The organism is Maricaulis salignorans (genome assembly GCF_900103475.1).
GTDB classification, from domain to species: Bacteria; Pseudomonadota; Alphaproteobacteria; order Caulobacterales; family Maricaulaceae; genus Maricaulis; species Maricaulis salignorans.
Genome location: NZ_FNHG01000015.1, coordinates 1 through 15,212 on the forward strand (window position 1 = coordinate 1; position 15,212 = coordinate 15,212).

A 15,212-nucleotide genomic window follows, 5' to 3' on the forward strand; every position below is an offset into this window, starting at 1 on the left:
CACCGAAATCTCCACGCCGCGAGCGGCTGGAGGTTTGAGTGGTTCCCATCGAGATGGGAGGGTGCGGGACGCCGGCGAATGCCGGTAACCGGTAATGTTAGTAGCGTGACATTCGTGACGTCCCGCACGTGCAGTTTTCCCGTGGCGTCTCCACCGCCGTTTCCAATCCAGAAAGGTACTCAGGTCGGTCGTTTAGTGCCGTCAGACCTTAATGGACGCCCTGCCAGTGCTCAGGTTGTCACCCCTTCGCCCGGACAGGCTGCACGCTCCCGTTCGCCGCGACTGACTGAGCTCGTGCCTCCCGTGCGACCGGAACGGGCGGATTATGCGCGCAGGTTGAGGGGGTGGGGATAAGTTTGACGATTTATCGTCATCCCGACGAAGGTCGGGACCTCGATATCGCAGGCTCCGACCCTGTCACGTCACGGTCCCGGCGTACGCCGGGATGATGTGGGATAATTGTCGGGCGTTGGGGGATAAGTCGCCAAGCCGCCCACCGCCGGCGCCCGTCATCCTCACCAGCTCCGACCGCTTCGCGGCCACCTCTTCCATCAAGGATTCGCGGCCACCTCTTCCATCAAGGAAGAGGAGGTGATGATACCCACCGCCTCGATGACCGCCCTCCTCTTCCTTGATGGAAGAGGTGCGCCGGGCGCAGCCCGGGGCGGAGCTGGTGACGGCCTCGCGCTTGCGTTTGCGGTGCTCCGTGCACGCCCGAAATACGAACCTTCGTTATCCCGGGCGGACGCCCCTACTCCAACACCCCGGTCACAAACAACCGCACCTTCAACCCGCCATGATCGATATAGGGCCCGGGCGCGCCGAACGGCAGGCGCGTCGCCTTGGCGAGTGAGACCTCCGTCGTGACAAGCCCGACCCGCCAGCCAGCGAACCGCGTCATCAGCGTCTTGCCGAGACCGCGATAGAGGCCCTGCAGGGCGGTTTTATTGCCGATGCGGGTGCCATAGGGCGGATTGATCATCACCAGACCGGGCTTGCAATCGGGGGCCTCGAGCTCGGAGACGGGGCATTGCTGAAACTGGGTCAGGTGCGAGACGCCGGCGCGTTCGGCATTGTCGCGGGCAACGCGGATGGCACCGGCATCGCGGTCCGAGCCGTAAAAGCGCAGATCGGTGGTCCGCGGCGCGCGGGGTGCGCGCATCTTGTCCCAGGCAGCGCGGTCGAAGCCGACCAGATGCTCGAAGGCGAATTCGCGTGAGCGGCCGGGCGCGAGGCCGGCGGCGATTTCGGCGGCTTCGATGATGAAAGTGCCTGAACCACACATCGGATCGAGCACGGGCCCGGTGCCGTCATAGCCACATTGGCGCAGGAAGAGCGCGGCCAGGGTCTCGCGCATCGGCGCCTTGGCGACCGCCTGTTTATAGCCGCGCTTGTGCAGGAGCTCGCCGGAGGTATCGATGCTGAGCGTGCACAGATTATCCTCCAGGCGCGCCCTCACCTGCACGGCGGCATCGGCAGAGATCTCGGCACCGAGTTCTTCGCGGATCGCGGTCTCGATGCGCTGGGTGGCGGCGCCGGCATGGTAGATTTTCGAGCGTTTCGAGCTGGCATCGACGCGCACCGGGACATCAGGACGCAGGATATCGCCCCAGGGGAAACGGCGCGCCAGCTTGTCGAGCTGGGACAGATGCACGGCATGGAAGGATCCGATACGCGCGAGCACCCGGCTGGCGCCGCGAATCTCCAGATTGGCACGCCAGACGTCCGGCCAGCCGCCCTTGATCGTGACGCCGCCGGATTGCGCAACCGGTTCGGCAAAGCCCTTCTCCACCAGTTCGGCGCAGAGCATGGCTTCCAGGCCGGGCGCGGTGACGAGAAAAATATCGAAGGGTGCGTGCTGGGTCATGGCCCAGACTTATCCGAGAACGCATCGCGGATCGACGGCGCTGAGCTGTGCGATGGCGTCGCGGCGTATCCGCACATGACCCAATCGTTAATTTGACGCAAGGGTCGCAAACGCGCTCTATTCCCTCAACTTTGCCTGCGTGTGATTCAGCGGGCGCTATTGGGGAAGCAATCACAATGACCTTGAAAGCATGGATGCCAGCGACGGCGCTTGCCGCCGTCTTTGCGCTGGCGGCGTGTAGCGGCGAAACCGGAACCTCCGGCGGCGATACACAAACGGCCAGCAGCGAGAGCGGCGATGTCGTCCGTTACAGCCTCGATCCCTATCCCTCGACCTATGTGCCACGCGAGAGCGGCGTCACCCTGATCCAGAACGCCACCGTGTTTGACGGTATTGGCGGCCGGATCGAGGATGGCGATGTGCTGGTCGAGAATGGCCGGATCACCGCGGTCGGAACCGGTCTGGAAGTGCCTGAAGGCGCCACCGTGATCGATGCCGCCGGCCGTTATGTGACGCCAGGCATTATCGATATCCACTCCCATCTGGGTGATTATCCGTCGCCCGGCGTCAATGCCCATAATGACGGCAATGAAATGACCTCGCCGGTTACCGCCGAGGTCTGGGCCGAGCATTCGGTCTGGCCGCAGGATGTCGGTTTTGAAGCCGCCCTCGCCGGCGGTGTGACGACGCTCAATATCCTGCCCGGCTCGGCCAATCTGTTTGGCGGCCGCGGCATCACCCTGCGCAATGTCCCGTCACGGACCGTCCAGGGCATGAAATTCCCCGACGCGCCCTACACGCTGAAAATGGCGTGCGGCGAGAATCCGTCGCGCGTCTATGGCAGCCGCAACCAGTCGCCCGCTACCGATATGGGCAATATGGCCGGATATCGCGCCGCCTGGCAAAGCGCGGTCGAATACCGCACCAGCTGGAATAATTACTGGGAAAGCGCCGAGGCCGGTGAAGACGCTTCGCCGCCAAGCCGCAATCTCGAACTCGACACGCTGATGGGTGTGCTCGACGGCGAAATTCTCGTCCAGATGCATTGCTATCGCGCCGACCAGATGGCGCAGATCATCGACCTCTCCCACGAGTTCGACTACCAGGTCACAACCTTCCACCACGCTGTGGAGGCCTATAAAATCCCCGATCTGCTGGCGGAAAACGGCACCTGTGCCGCCGTCTGGGCCGATTGGGGCGGGTTCAAGATGGAAGCCTATGATTCCATCCGTGAAAACCTGCCAATGGTCCATGCCGGCGGTGCCTGCGCCATGATCCATTCCGACAGCGATATGGGCATTCAGCGTCTCAACCAGGAAGTCGCCAAGGCCCTGGCCGATGGCCGCCGCGCCGGGATTGATATCTCCGATGCCGAAGCCTGGCGCTGGCTGACCTCCAACCCGGCCACCGCGCTGGGTATTGCCGATCAGACCGGCTCGCTGGAAGTCGGCAAACGCGCCGATATCGTGCTGTGGTCCGCCGACCCGTTCAGCACTTATGCACGCGCCGACCGCGTCTGGATCGACGGTGCCCTGACCTATGATCGCCGCGACGAGGCCGTTCAGCCCGTCCGCGACTTCATGCTCGGCCAACCCGGTGAGGGAGACCAATAATGCAACGCTTTATCTCTGCTATTGCACTGAGCATGGCCCTGGCTGCGCCTGTGCTCGCCCAGTCCTATGCCGTCACCAATGGCCGCGTCGTCACCAATACCGATAGCGGCATCATCGAGAATGGAACCGTACTGGTCCGCGACGGCTCGATTGTCGCCGTGGGCGGCGATGTCACCATCCCGGTCGGCACCACGGTGATCGATGCCGATGGTGGCTGGATCACGCCGGGCATTTTCGCCCCGGTCACCCAGCTGGGCCTGATCGAGGTGGCGCTGGAAGGCTCAACCAATGATACCAGCGCGGATGAGTCGCCCTATTCGGTCGCCCTCGACGTGGCCGACAGCTTCAATCCGGCCGGGATGCATATCGATTCCAACCGGCTCGGTGGCATCACCCGCGCGGCGCTCTATCCGGGAACGGGCTGGAATATCTTCGCCGGCCAGGGCGGACTGATCGACACCAGCGGTTCCAATACCTCGCTGTTCGAAACCGGTAGTTTCGTCGTCGCCGATCTGAGCCAGTCCGGCGCCGCGACGGCGGGCGGCTCGCGCTCGGCGGCCTGGACCTATCTGGACGCGGCCTTTGCCGATGCCCGGGGCTATCCCGGCCGTTTCAGTGGGGATCATCAGGGCGATGCCCTCAATCGCTATGATGCGGCAGCCCTGGTGCCTGTGGTGCGCGGACGCGTACCGCTGGTGATGGAGCTTGATCGTGCGGCCGATATTCGCCGGGCGCTGCGTTTCCGGACCGAGCATGCGCCGATGCAGCTGGTGATCGCCGGCGGTGCCGAAGCCTGGATGGTGGCTGACGAGCTGGCCGCGGCCGGCGTACCGGTGCTGATCGACCCGATCCGCAATCTGCCCAGCTCCTTCGACGCGCTCGGATCGACCCTGGCCGGCGCCCAGCGCCTGCAGGAGGCCGGGGTGACCGTTGCCTACACCACGCAATCGGCTGACGGGTATTTCAATGCCCGCTTGCTGACCCAGCATGCCGGCAATGCCGTCGCGCATGGCGTGCCATGGGATGCGGCGTTCCGGGCGATCTCGCTGACACCGGCGGAAATCTACGGCGTCGGGGATCGCTTCGGCGCCCTCGCGGCCGGCTATACCGGTGATGTCGTGGTCTGGGATGGCGATCCACTCGAAGTGATGAGCGCGCCGGTGGCGATGCTGATCAATGGGGAGCCGACCGCGATGACATCGCGCGAAACCCAGCTTCGCGACCGTTACATCAATATCACTGATGAGACGCCTTTCGCCTATCGTCGTTGATGAAATACCGCCTGTACGTTGACAGAACGCACAGGAAACGTATTTTGCCCCTGCATTCGTGGCCGCGCCCTTTCGGCGCGGCCACGTCATTTTTGCTCCCAGCTATTGCTGCTTCAGATTTTAAAGGACGCCATGACGTTCGAAGACCTCGGGTTAAGCCCGAAACTGCTCACCGCAATCACTGCGGCCGGCTATACAGAACCCACACCGATCCAGGCCGGCGCCATCAAGCCAGCATTGACCGGACGCGACGTGTTGGGCATTGCCCAGACCGGCACCGGCAAGACAGCGGCCTTTGTGCTGCCCCTGATCGAACTGCTTTCGCGCGGCCGGGCCAAGGCCCGCATGCCCCGCTCCCTCATCATTGCACCGACCCGTGAACTCGCAGCGCAATGCGCCGAGAATTTCGAAGCCTATGCCAAGGGGCAGCGGCTTTCGATGGCCCTGCTGATCGGCGGCGTCGCCTTCGGACCCCAACAAGCCATTCTCGACCGCGGCGCCGATGTGCTGATCGCGACCCCGGGCCGGCTGCTCGACCATTTCGGTCGCGGCAAGCTGCTGCTCAACGGTGTCCAGATCCTCGTCGTCGATGAAGCCGACCGCATGCTCGACATGGGCTTCATTCCCGATCTCGAGAAGATTTTCTCGCTGACACCGCCGCGCCGCCAGACCCTGTTCTTCTCGGCCACCATGCCGAACGAGATCAAGAGCCTGATCGACCGTTTCCTCAATGATCCGATCCGCGTCGAAGTCGGCCGCCCGGCCACGGCCGGCGCCAATATCGAACAATACATGGTGCGCGTTCGCGACGCCCAGCCCAAGACCAAGCGGACCGCCCTGCGCGAGGCGATGACACGCACCGGCGTCAAGAACGGCATTATTTTCTGTAATCGCAAACGCGATGTCGACACGGTGGCGCGCGAGCTGACCAAATACGGCATCCCCGCCTCGCCGATCCATGGCGATCTGGATCAATCGGTGCGGACCGCAACGCTGGCCGGATTCAAGGATGACAGCATCCGCTTCCTCGTCGCCAGCGATGTCGCCGCGCGCGGACTCGACATTCCTGATGTCAGCCATGTGTTCAATTATGACATGCCGCACAATGCTGATGATTATGTCCACCGCATCGGCCGCACCGGCCGTGCCGGCAAGGCAGGCACTTCGATCACCATCTTCGCGCCGGGCGATGAGAAAAATCTCGACGCCATCCTGAAGCTGATCCGCCAGGACATTCCTGACCTTCCGCTCGAGGGCGCGGCCCCCGCGGCACCAGCCGCCGCTGCGCCAGCACCGGCCGCAGACGCCGCAGCCCCTGCTGCGTCCTCCGAAGCCGGCGAAGAAGCCGCCGCGCAGCGCACACCGCGCGGCCGCCGCTCGACGCGCAAGCCTCGTGAACCAAAGGCGCAAGCAGCGCCTGCGGCCGCCGAGACGCCCGCACCGGTCACCGCACAGCCCGATGCACCGGCAAAGCCGGCGGCTCCGGTCGCACCCGACGCTCCGGCTCCAGCCGCCGCGAAACCCGCCCCGGTCACGCCAGAACCCCGCAACCCGCCCCGCGCCGCCAAGTCAGAATCGACCCGCAACAGCCGTTCAGGCGAACGCAAATCCGGGTCCCGCCGCGGCCAGGGCGATGGCCCGGACCGCGATGTTCTCGGCTTTGGCGAGCATGTACCGGGTTTCATGCAAACCGAGGGTTGATGGCCGGAAATACCGGATCGGGGGATGCCCGGTGGCTCGCCCGATCCAGAATACTCATACCGTATGAGCAATTTTTACCTCTTCTTTTCCTTTCACGGTTAGCTTGCTTGAAAGGCCGCCGATGCCATCGGGGACCTCGGCAGGGAAGGGTTTCTCGTGAACGGACGATTATTGGGTAAGGACGGCAAGGAGTTCGCGCAAAAAGCGCTGGACCTCATGGAACAGTTCGATGTCCCGCCGACCCCTGAAAATTACGCCGTCTGGATCAGCTTCGCCAGCGACACCAATCCCGAGCTTTGCGAATCTGTCCGCAGTCACATCCAGTCTGCAGCCGCCTTCACGCCAGAAGTCAGCTCCGATCTGTTCGACCAGTATTTCCAGTGGCACGCCATCCAGGACGCAATCCTGGAAAGCGGCGGCGTCATGAGCGAAGAACTCGGCCATGTCCGCGAAACCCTGCGCGCCGCCGAAGCCGACACCCTTGCCTATGGCGAAACCCTGGCCGGCGCCACTTCCCAGCTCGACGGTGCCGTCACCGATCCGGGCATCAAGAAACTCGTCGAATCCCTGGTCAGCGCGACCGCGAAAATGCAGCGCCGCAGCCATGATCTTGAAAGCAAATTGCAGGCGACCTCGAAAGAAGTCACCAAATTGCGCGACAATCTCGAGCGTGTCCGCGAAGAGGCCATGACAGATGCCCTCACCGGCATCGCCAATCGCAAACGTTTTGATGAAAGCCTGCGCAAGGCGCGCCGCGAAGCCGATACCCATGGCACGCCGCTGAGCCTGGTCCTGTGCGACATCGACTTTTTCAAGCGCTTCAACGATACCTGGGGCCATCAGACCGGCGACCAGATCATCCGTTTTGTCGCGGGCTGCCTGACCCGGCACGCCCCGGAAAGCCATATCGTCGCGCGTTATGGCGGCGAGGAATTCGGCATCGTGATGCCAGCCGCGACGCCGCAGGAAGCCTATGCGATCGCCGAGAAGATTCGCAGCACGGTCGAATCCAAGAAATTACTGCGCAAATCGACCAATGAGGATCTCGGCAATATCACCATCTCGATGGGGATTGCGAGTTTCGAGGCCGGCGAATCCATCGAATCGCTGATCGAACGCGCCGACACCCATCTCTACCGTTCGAAAACCGAAGGTCGAAACCGCACGACCACGGATGGTGCCGAAAACCAGCTCGGGCGCAGCGCCGCCTGAGCCAGACCCGCCGCAGACCAGACACGAAAACGCCGCCCTTTCGGGGCGGCGTTTTCGTGTCTGCGCTCGATTCCCAGATTAACCCGATTCTCAGATCAACCCACTGGCGGAGCGGTCCCGGCAAAACTCGCGCGCCCGGACCAGTTGGCATGCAGGCTTTCCAGCCCGGGATGGCGCTGGCGCCAATCACTCTCCGGGTAGCGGAAGTCGAGATAATCCAGCGCCACCGCAATCGTCAGCCCGCCAAGGCTGACCGGGCTGGCGAGCGTGGCCATCTCGGCCTCCAGCTCGTCCAGCGCGCGCAATATCCCGCGCTCACGGCGCGTAATCCAGAAATCACAGAACAGGCCCGGCTCACGGACCATTTCCACCCGGCGGGCCACTGCCAGATCGAGCAGGCCATGGCCCAGCGCTTCAAGCCGGCGATCATCCCAGTCGGAGCGCCAGGGATTGGCGGCCCGCGCATTGAGCCAGGCCGCGATCAGACCGCTCTCGGTCAGAGCGCGGCCATCCTCCATCACCAGGCAGGGCACGCGTCCGAGCGGGTTGGCGCGCAGCAGGACGTCATCATCCTCGAAGGGATTGGCAGCGGTTTCGGTAATCGCCGGCTCCAGACCCAGTTCGCGCACCAGAATCCGGCACTTGCGGGCATAGGGTGAAGTCGGCGAATAGATCAGCTGGGCCATGCTCAATTCTCGCGTACCGGCACGATGGTGACGCTCTCGCCGCAGCCACAGGCATCGGTCTGATTGGGATTTCGGAACACGAATTTGGAGTGCAGCGGCGTCGTCTCATAGTCCAGCTCGGTGCCGAGCAGGAAGAGCAAGGCCTTGGATTCAAGCACGATCTCGACGCCCTTATCCTCGACGCGCTCGTCGAGAACTTCCGGCTCGTCGACATAATCCATCACATATTCCATGCCGGCACAGCCGCCATTCTTGACGCCGACGCGCAGGAAGCCGGCGCCGCGCATGGCCATGATGGATTTTACCCGTGTCGCTGCCGCTTCCGACAGGGTAACGGCCTTGGGTCTTTCGCGTCGTGCCATGATGGGGTTTCCGTCGGTCAAAACATGTTCAGGGAAAGCCGGGCCTCGTCGGACATCCGGTCCGGGGTCCAGGGCGGATCGAAGGTGAGTTCAACCTCGGCCTTGTTGACGCCGTCGACCCGCGCCACGGCATCATGCACCCAGCCGGGCATTTCGCCCGCTACGGGACAGCCGGGCGCGGTCAGCGACATCACGACTTTCAAGGTGCGGTCATCTTCAAGGTCGACCTTGTAGATCAGACCGAGCTCGTAGATATCGACCGGAATTTCCGGATCATAGACGGTCTTGAGCTGGACGATGATCTCATCGGTGATCCGGGCCAGTTCCTCGGCCGGAATCGGTTCGGGCTTTGGCGCATCGACGTCGGCCGGCGCGGCAGTGGCCGCTTCAGGCTGCGTCATGGCGGGCGATCCGGAAAGATCGATCACGTCTCGGGTGGTGCTATCGGTCATGGTCTTACCTAGATGAGAAAGTCACGGGCCTTTTTCAATGCGTCGACGAACGCATCGGCCTCTTCGATTGTATTGTAAATGGCGAAACTGGCGCGCGCCGTGGCGCTGACACCCATATGGCGCATCAAGGGCTGGGCGCAATGATGCCCGGCGCGCACGGCAATGCCGTACTTGTCGAGGATTTGCGCGATATCGTGGGGATGCGCGCCCTCCATGGCAAAACTGATGATCGCACCCTTGTCCTGGGCCGTGCCGATCATGCGCACACCCTCAATGGCAGCCATACCGGTGACGGCGCGATCCATCAGCGCACGTTCATGCTCCATGACGGCGGCGCGGTCATGGCGTTCGAGCCAGCGGATCGCCGCGCCAAGCCCGATCGCATCCGCGATAGGCGGTGTTCCCGCTTCGAACTTGTGTGGCGGATCGGCGAAGGTCAGCCGGTCCTCATAGACATCGGCAATCATCTCGCCGCCGCCCATGAAAGGTGGCAGGCGATCGAGCCAGTCGCCCCTGGCGTAGAGCACGCCAATCCCGGACGGCCCGTAGAGCTTGTGCCCGGTGAAGACGAAGAAGTCGCAGCCCAGCGCCTGCATGTCGACGGGGATGTGGACCGCCGATTGCGAGCCGTCGAACAGGACGGGCACGCCGGCAGAGCGGGCAATCTCCATAATGCGTTCGGCATGATTGATGGTGCCGAGCACGTTTGACATATGGCTGATGGCAATCAGTTTCGTGTCGCCATTAACCATGTCTGCCAGCTGTGGATAATCCAGCTCGCCGGCCGCATTCACATCGGCCCACCTCAAGGTTAACCCCTTGGCATCGGCCAATATTCTCCACGGCACGATATTGGAGTGATGCTCCATCCGGCTGATGATGATCTCGTCGCCAGCCTTCAGGCCCTGGCCGAAAGAGTGGGCGAGCAGATTGATCGCCTCGGTCGAGCCTCGGGTGAAAACGATCTCTTCGGTACGCGCGGCATTGATGAAACGGCGCACATCATCGCGCGCCAGTTCAAACGCCTCGGTCGATTCATTGGCCAGCGTATGCAGGCCACGATGCACATTGGCATAATAGCTCCGGTAGACGCCGGCGACGCTTTCAATGACGAATTCCGGCTTCTGGGCCGAGGCCGCATTGTCGAGATAGACCAGCGGCTTGCCATTGATCTCGCGCTGCAGGATCGGGAATTCATCGCGGATCGCGGGTATGTTGAGCGGCGCGGTCGGCGTCCCGGTCCGGCTGTTTTCTGGCTGCGCCGTCATGAGATCGCCCTCAACCGGTCGCGCAGCCGTTCCCGCAATTGCTCGCGCAGCGCTTCATCGCTGATGAAATCCAGCGGTTCGGCCAGATAGCTCTCGATCAGGAGCGCCCGCGCCTGGACCAGCGGAATACCGCGTTGGCGCATGTAGAAGAGCGCCGTCTCGTCGAGCGTGCCGATGGCATTGCCATGGGCGCACTGGACATTGTCGGCATAGATTTCCAGCTCGGGCTTGGCATCGATCTCGGCGCGATCATCGAGCATCAGGGCGCGATGGGTCATCTTCGCATCGGTCAGCTGGGCGGCGCGATCGACCTTGAACTTGCCCTGGAAGACACCGCGGGCATGGGCCGTGACGGCCCCCTTCACCAGCTGGTGAGTGATCCCGCCCGGGCCGGTATGGTGGACCGACGTCGTGTAGTCGTTATGGCGGCCCTCATCGAGCAGATACACGCCGTGCAAATGCGCCTCGCTATGCTCGCCAGCGTGCAGGACATGCGTCTCATTGCGCACCAGCTTGCCGCCAAAGGAAAAGGCGACCTGGTTGAGATGCGCGTTCACCGCCAGATCGATGCTTGAGGACGCAACCAATATCCCCTCCTCCGCCTCGTCCTGGATGCAGATGCGCTCAAGGCGGGCACCATCCTCGATCTCGATGTCGAGATGGATATTGCCCAGCGAGCCGGCCTCGGCGCGATAACGTTCGACCAGGGTCACGGTGCGGCCGGACTTCACCACGACGCTCAGAGCCGCCGCGCTGGCACCGGCACTGGCCGATACACTCAGCTCGACGGTTTCGCCATCAGCGGGCTCCAGCACGCCATCGGCAGCGCCCGTCACTGTGATCTGGCCAGCCGATGTGATCTCACCGGCGGCGCGGCGCAAATCCGACCATTTCCACATTTCATGGCGCCGCGTCGGCAGGCCCTGAACGCGGGTGGCCTCACGCAATTGCGCCAGCCAGCCGGTCGCACCGTCGAGGGCGTCGATCAGGGCGGTTTCAGCCGCGATAGGTTTGATCACGCCCATGGTCAGGCCGCCTCGCCGATATATTTGTCATAACCTTCGGCTTCCAGCTCGTGTGCGAGCTCGGGACCACCGGATTTGACGATGCGGCCCGCGGCCAGGATGTGGACGACATCGGGTTTGATATAGTCGAGCAGGCGCTGATAGTGGGTGATGACCAGCATGCCCCGGTCCGGTGCGCGCAGCGTATTCACCCCGTCAGCGACGACTTTGAGCGCATCGATATCAAGCCCGCTATCGGTCTCGTCGAGGATGAGGAATTTCGGCTCCAGGATCAGCGCCTGCAGGATTTCCAGGCGCTTTTTCTCGCCGCCGGAGAAACCGACATTGACCGGGCGTTTGAGCATGTCCATCGAGATGGAAAGCTGTTTGGCCTTGGTCCGCGCCAGCTTCATGAAGTCGGGTGCCGAAACTTCCGCCTCGCCGCGCGCCACGCGCTGGGCATTGAGCGCTTCCTTCAGGAAGATCAGGGTCGGCACGCCGGGGATTTCGACCGGATACTGGAAGGAGAGATAAAGCCCGCGCGCGGCGCGTTCCTCCGGCGCCATATCGCCGATCTCCTCGCCATTGAAATTGATCGAACCCTCGGTCACCTCATAACCATCGCGGCCGGTGACGGCATAGGAGAGCGTCGATTTGCCCGAGCCGTTCGGCCCCATGATCGCGTGCACTTCGCCGGCGGGGACTTCGAGTGAAATCCCGTTGAGAATGAATTTCTCCGCCCCATCCTGAGCTTCAACTTTGCAGTGCAGGTTGTTGATTTTAAGCATTTTTACTCTCTTGCAATCGTCAATATCGGGTGGCGCATTTCGCCGGGCTACAGATCGTGTTCAGGGCTACCAGTCGCGCGCTTCGCAGGCCGCGACGACCGCGGCCGGGTTCAGCCGCATGGCGGCCATCCCGCTCTGGTCGAGCAGTCGGCAATCGCGGGCGGCATAGTCAATCAGCATTTCATAGACGGTGCCCAGACCATCGGCGGTCAGACGGCTGGCGGTCTCGTAGCTGGTCGCTGCATCGCCGCGCGAATGGGTAATCATCAGACCATTGCGCAATTCGAACCCGTCGACATCGAAGCCCGACACTTCGCCGGCGCGGTGGAACAGGCCTTCATCGTCCTGCTGCCAGAGCGAATAGAGCGTGTTCACATTGCCGGTCATCATCGGGATGAAAAGCTCTTCGCGGTCATCATTATTGATGTCGCGCAGGGCCGGGTGCGCCATGGCGCCGTCAATCGCGATCGGGCCGAAGCTTTGCACTTCCTGGCCCTCCAGCGTGTTGAGATTGACCACAAGGCGCGCGCCACGCGCCGTCGCTGCGTATTCGAAGAAGATCAAATGATCCTCGCCGAGCAGCAGGGCACAATCGGTTGAGCCGTTGCCCACCTCCAGCTCATCACACCAGGGCTGGCCTTCATCATGGACGAAATCGGCCTGGTCGAAATCCTGGGTGCAGGCCGCACCGCCCAGCAGGACAGAACAGCCAAGGGCCATCATCATGCGGTTTTTCAGGCTCATTTTCCCCTCCCTGGGGAATGAAGGTTTGGCGGCGGACATCAATTTCCCCAATCGCGCGCTTCGCAATCGGCAATCAGGCTGGCGGCATCGAGACCAGCCGCGGCAAGATCGGTGGAATAGGTCAGCTGGCAGGTGCGCTGCTCATAATCGATTTCAATCTCGTAGACGGCCTCAAGTCCGCTGGCGCCAATGCGCGATGCCGCCTGATAATGGGTGACGGCATTGCCGCGCGACGGCGCGATCACCAGGCCATTGCGGGCTTCGAAACTGTCAATGCCATAGCCGGAGAGCTCACCCACGGGCGCGAACAGACCGGTCTCATCCTGGTGCCAGACCGAGAAAACCGTGTTCACATTGCCGCTGAAGAGCGGGATCAACAGCTCGGCCGCGCCATCGCCATCCAGATCACGCAGGCCCGCGACACCGTATACCGGCTCGACATCAATCGGCTCGGACGTGGCCAGCGTGGTGCCGGCAAACCGGTGTTGGCTGAGAACCAGCTGCGACGCATACCCGTCATCATCGGTGAGATAGTCGAGATAGAGGAAGCGCTGATCATCGACGCGCAGGGCGCAATCGGTGGACGCGCCCTCGCCGGCTTCAAACTCATCGCACCAGGCATCGCCGCCGCGCTCGGAGACTTCCGCTTCCGGCGCCGGCGCCTCAGCCGCGACGGCCAGCGCCGCCGTCTCGGTCGCCGCATCGCAAGCGCCCAGTGCCAGCGCCGCAGCGCAAACCAGTGTCAGTTTGTCGAGTCCACTCATCCCACACTCCCCTCAAGGCTGACCGCGAGGAGTTTTTGCGCCTCGACGGCAAATTCCATTGGCAATTGCTGCAACACGTCGCGCACGAAACCATTGACCAGAAGCGCGGTCGCCTGCTCCTCGGAGAGGCCGCGTTGGCGGGCGTAAAAGAGCTGATCTTCCGACAGTCGCGTCGTCGTCGCTTCGTGCTCGAGAATGGCTTTGGGCGTCTTGCATTCGATATAGGGCACGGTGTGGGCGCCGCAGGTATCGCCGATCAGCAGACTGTCACACTGAGTGAAATTGCGGGCGCCTTCGGCTTTCGCATGCACCGAGACCAGGCCGCGATAGGTCTGGTCAGACTTGCCCGCCGAAATACCCTTGGAGATGATGCGGCTGGTCGTGCCCTTGCCGAGATGGATCATCTTGGTGCCGGTATCGGCCTGTTGATGACCATTGGTAACGGCGATCGAATAGAACTCGCCGCGCGAGTTTTCACCGCGCAGGACGCAGGACGGGTATTTCCAGGTGATGGCCGAGCCGGTTTCGACCTGGGTCCAGGAGATTTTGGAATTCTTGCCGCGGCAATCGCCACGCTTGGTGACGAAATTATACACCCCGCCCTTGCCGTCGGCATCGCCGGGCCACCAGTTCTGTACGGTGGAGTATTTGATCTCGGCATCATCGAGCGCGACCAGTTCAACTACGGCGGCATGCAGCTGGTTCTCGTCGCGCATCGGCGCGGTGCAGCCTTCCAGATAGGAGACGTAAGAGCCCTTGTCGGCGATGATCAGGGTGCGCTCGAACTGGCCGGTGCCCTCGGCATTCATGCGGAAATAGGTCGAGAGCTCCATCGGGCAGCGCACGCCGGGCGGCACATAGACGAAGGAGCCGTCGGAGAAGACCGCCGAATTGAGCGTCGCGAAGAAATTGTCGGAAGCCGGGACCACCGTGCCGAGATATTTCTTCACCAGCTCGGGATGATCGCGCAGGGCTTCGGAAATCGGGCAGAAGATGACGCCGGCCTTGGCCAGCTCGGCCTTGAAGGTGGTGACGACGGAGACGCTGTCGAACACGGCGTCGACCGCGACCTTGTTTTCCGAACCCTTGACGCCGAGCAGGACTTCCTGCTCGCGCAGCGGAATGCCCAGCTTGGCGAAATCGGCGAGGATTTCCTCGGGCACGTCATCGATCGACTCGTATTTCACGCCGCCCTTGGAGCCGGCATAATAGCGAACATTCTGGTAGTCGATTTCGGGGAAACGGACATTGGCCCATTGCGGGCTTTTCATTTCCTGCCAGCGCTCATAGGCCGCCAGGCGCCAGTCGAGCATCCATTGCGGCTCGTCCTTGGAGGCAGAGATATAGCGGATGATGTCCGTATTCAGGCCCTTCGGCGCAATGTCCTGTTCGACATCGGTCGTGAAGCCATACTTGTACTTGCCGGATTCCAGCTCGCGGACATCGTCGATGGTCTGTTTGATCGCTGCCATAATTCCTA

The 15,212-nt window shown here is 62.6% G+C and carries 14 protein-coding genes; 4 read left to right on the forward strand and 10 right to left on the reverse strand.

All coding sequences use genetic code 11. The annotated features are described in order from the left end of the window. Nucleotides 1-751: 751 nt before the first annotated feature. Entirely contained in the window at nucleotides 752-1,867 is a 1,116-nt protein-coding gene (locus BLT42_RS11265) for a THUMP domain-containing class I SAM-dependent RNA methyltransferase (protein WP_091770837.1), read from the reverse strand. 176 nt (nucleotides 1,868-2,043) lie between these two features. On the opposite strand from BLT42_RS11265, the gene BLT42_RS11270 reads away from it, so the two are divergent. The 4 genes from BLT42_RS11270 to BLT42_RS11285 all read left to right on the forward strand — a co-directional run bounded on the left by BLT42_RS11270 (nucleotide 2,044) and on the right by BLT42_RS11285 (nucleotide 7,664). Next, nucleotides 2,044-3,480 (forward strand): amidohydrolase, encoded by a 1,437-nt coding sequence (locus BLT42_RS11270; RefSeq protein ID WP_091770839.1) that lies wholly within the window; start codon nucleotides 2,044-2,046, stop codon nucleotides 3,478-3,480. After that, the gene (locus BLT42_RS11275; protein WP_233342451.1) at nucleotides 3,480-4,751 is read left to right on the forward strand and encodes an amidohydrolase family protein; all 1,272 of its coding nucleotides are present in this window, start codon (nucleotides 3,480-3,482) and stop codon (nucleotides 4,749-4,751) included. Before BLT42_RS11270 ends, BLT42_RS11275 begins: the two co-directional genes overlap by 1 nt. Before the next feature lie 132 nt (nucleotides 4,752-4,883). Beyond that, nucleotides 4,884-6,452 carry a DEAD/DEAH box helicase gene (locus tag BLT42_RS11280; RefSeq protein ID WP_091770842.1) on the forward strand — a complete coding sequence of 523 codons (1,569 nt, stop codon included), beginning with the start codon at nucleotides 4,884-4,886 and terminating at the stop codon, nucleotides 6,450-6,452. 156 nt (nucleotides 6,453-6,608) lie between these two features. Then, on the forward strand, nucleotides 6,609-7,664 hold the full coding sequence (locus BLT42_RS11285) for a GGDEF domain-containing protein (protein WP_091770844.1): 1,056 nt from the start codon (nucleotides 6,609-6,611) through the stop codon (nucleotides 7,662-7,664). Nucleotides 7,665-7,759: 95 nt separating this feature from the next. On the opposite strand, the gene BLT42_RS11290 is transcribed toward BLT42_RS11285, so the two are convergent. The 9 genes from BLT42_RS11290 to sufB all read right to left on the reverse strand — a co-directional run bounded on the left by BLT42_RS11290 (nucleotide 7,760) and on the right by sufB (nucleotide 15,204). Then, a complete protein-coding gene (locus tag BLT42_RS11290) occupies nucleotides 7,760-8,350 on the reverse strand; it encodes a glutathione S-transferase N-terminal domain-containing protein (protein ID WP_091770846.1) in 591 nt (196 codons plus the stop codon). 2 nt (nucleotides 8,351-8,352) lie between these two features. Continuing rightward, nucleotides 8,353-8,712, reverse strand: a complete 360-nt coding sequence (locus BLT42_RS11295; protein ID WP_091770848.1) for a HesB/IscA family protein — start codon at nucleotides 8,710-8,712, stop codon at nucleotides 8,353-8,355. Nucleotides 8,713-8,729: 17 nt separating this feature from the next. Continuing rightward, on the reverse strand, nucleotides 8,730-9,113 hold the full coding sequence (locus BLT42_RS11300; RefSeq protein WP_407657303.1) for an SUF system Fe-S cluster assembly protein: 384 nt from the start codon (nucleotides 9,111-9,113) through the stop codon (nucleotides 8,730-8,732). A 59-nt stretch (nucleotides 9,114-9,172) separates the two neighbouring features. Beyond that, on the reverse strand, nucleotides 9,173-10,432 hold the full coding sequence (locus tag BLT42_RS11305; protein WP_091770852.1) for a cysteine desulfurase: 1,260 nt from the start codon (nucleotides 10,430-10,432) through the stop codon (nucleotides 9,173-9,175). Beyond that, nucleotides 10,429-11,451 carry a Fe-S cluster assembly protein SufD gene (gene sufD / locus BLT42_RS11310; RefSeq protein ID WP_176780341.1) on the reverse strand — a complete coding sequence of 341 codons (1,023 nt, stop codon included), beginning with the start codon at nucleotides 11,449-11,451 and terminating at the stop codon, nucleotides 10,429-10,431. The genes BLT42_RS11305 and sufD overlap by 4 nt, the downstream gene beginning before the upstream one ends. 8 nt (nucleotides 11,452-11,459) lie before the next feature. Further along, nucleotides 11,460-12,224, reverse strand: coding sequence for a Fe-S cluster assembly ATPase SufC (gene sufC / locus BLT42_RS11315; RefSeq protein WP_091770856.1), 765 nt, complete (start codon nucleotides 12,222-12,224; stop codon nucleotides 11,460-11,462). A gap of 66 nt (nucleotides 12,225-12,290) precedes the next feature. Next, complete coding sequence (locus BLT42_RS11320; protein WP_143024124.1) at nucleotides 12,291-12,968, reverse strand: hypothetical protein; 678 nt, start codon at nucleotides 12,966-12,968, stop codon at nucleotides 12,291-12,293. 38 nt (nucleotides 12,969-13,006) lie between these two features. Beyond that, nucleotides 13,007-13,732: a hypothetical protein gene (locus BLT42_RS11325; RefSeq protein WP_091770860.1), complete on the reverse strand. Its 726-nt coding sequence runs from the start codon at nucleotides 13,730-13,732 to the stop codon at nucleotides 13,007-13,009. Next, nucleotides 13,729-15,204 (reverse strand): Fe-S cluster assembly protein SufB, encoded by a 1,476-nt coding sequence (gene sufB / locus BLT42_RS11330; RefSeq protein WP_091770862.1) that lies wholly within the window; start codon nucleotides 15,202-15,204, stop codon nucleotides 13,729-13,731. The genes BLT42_RS11325 and sufB overlap by 4 nt, the downstream gene beginning before the upstream one ends. Between the last annotated feature and the right edge of the window lie 8 nt (nucleotides 15,205-15,212).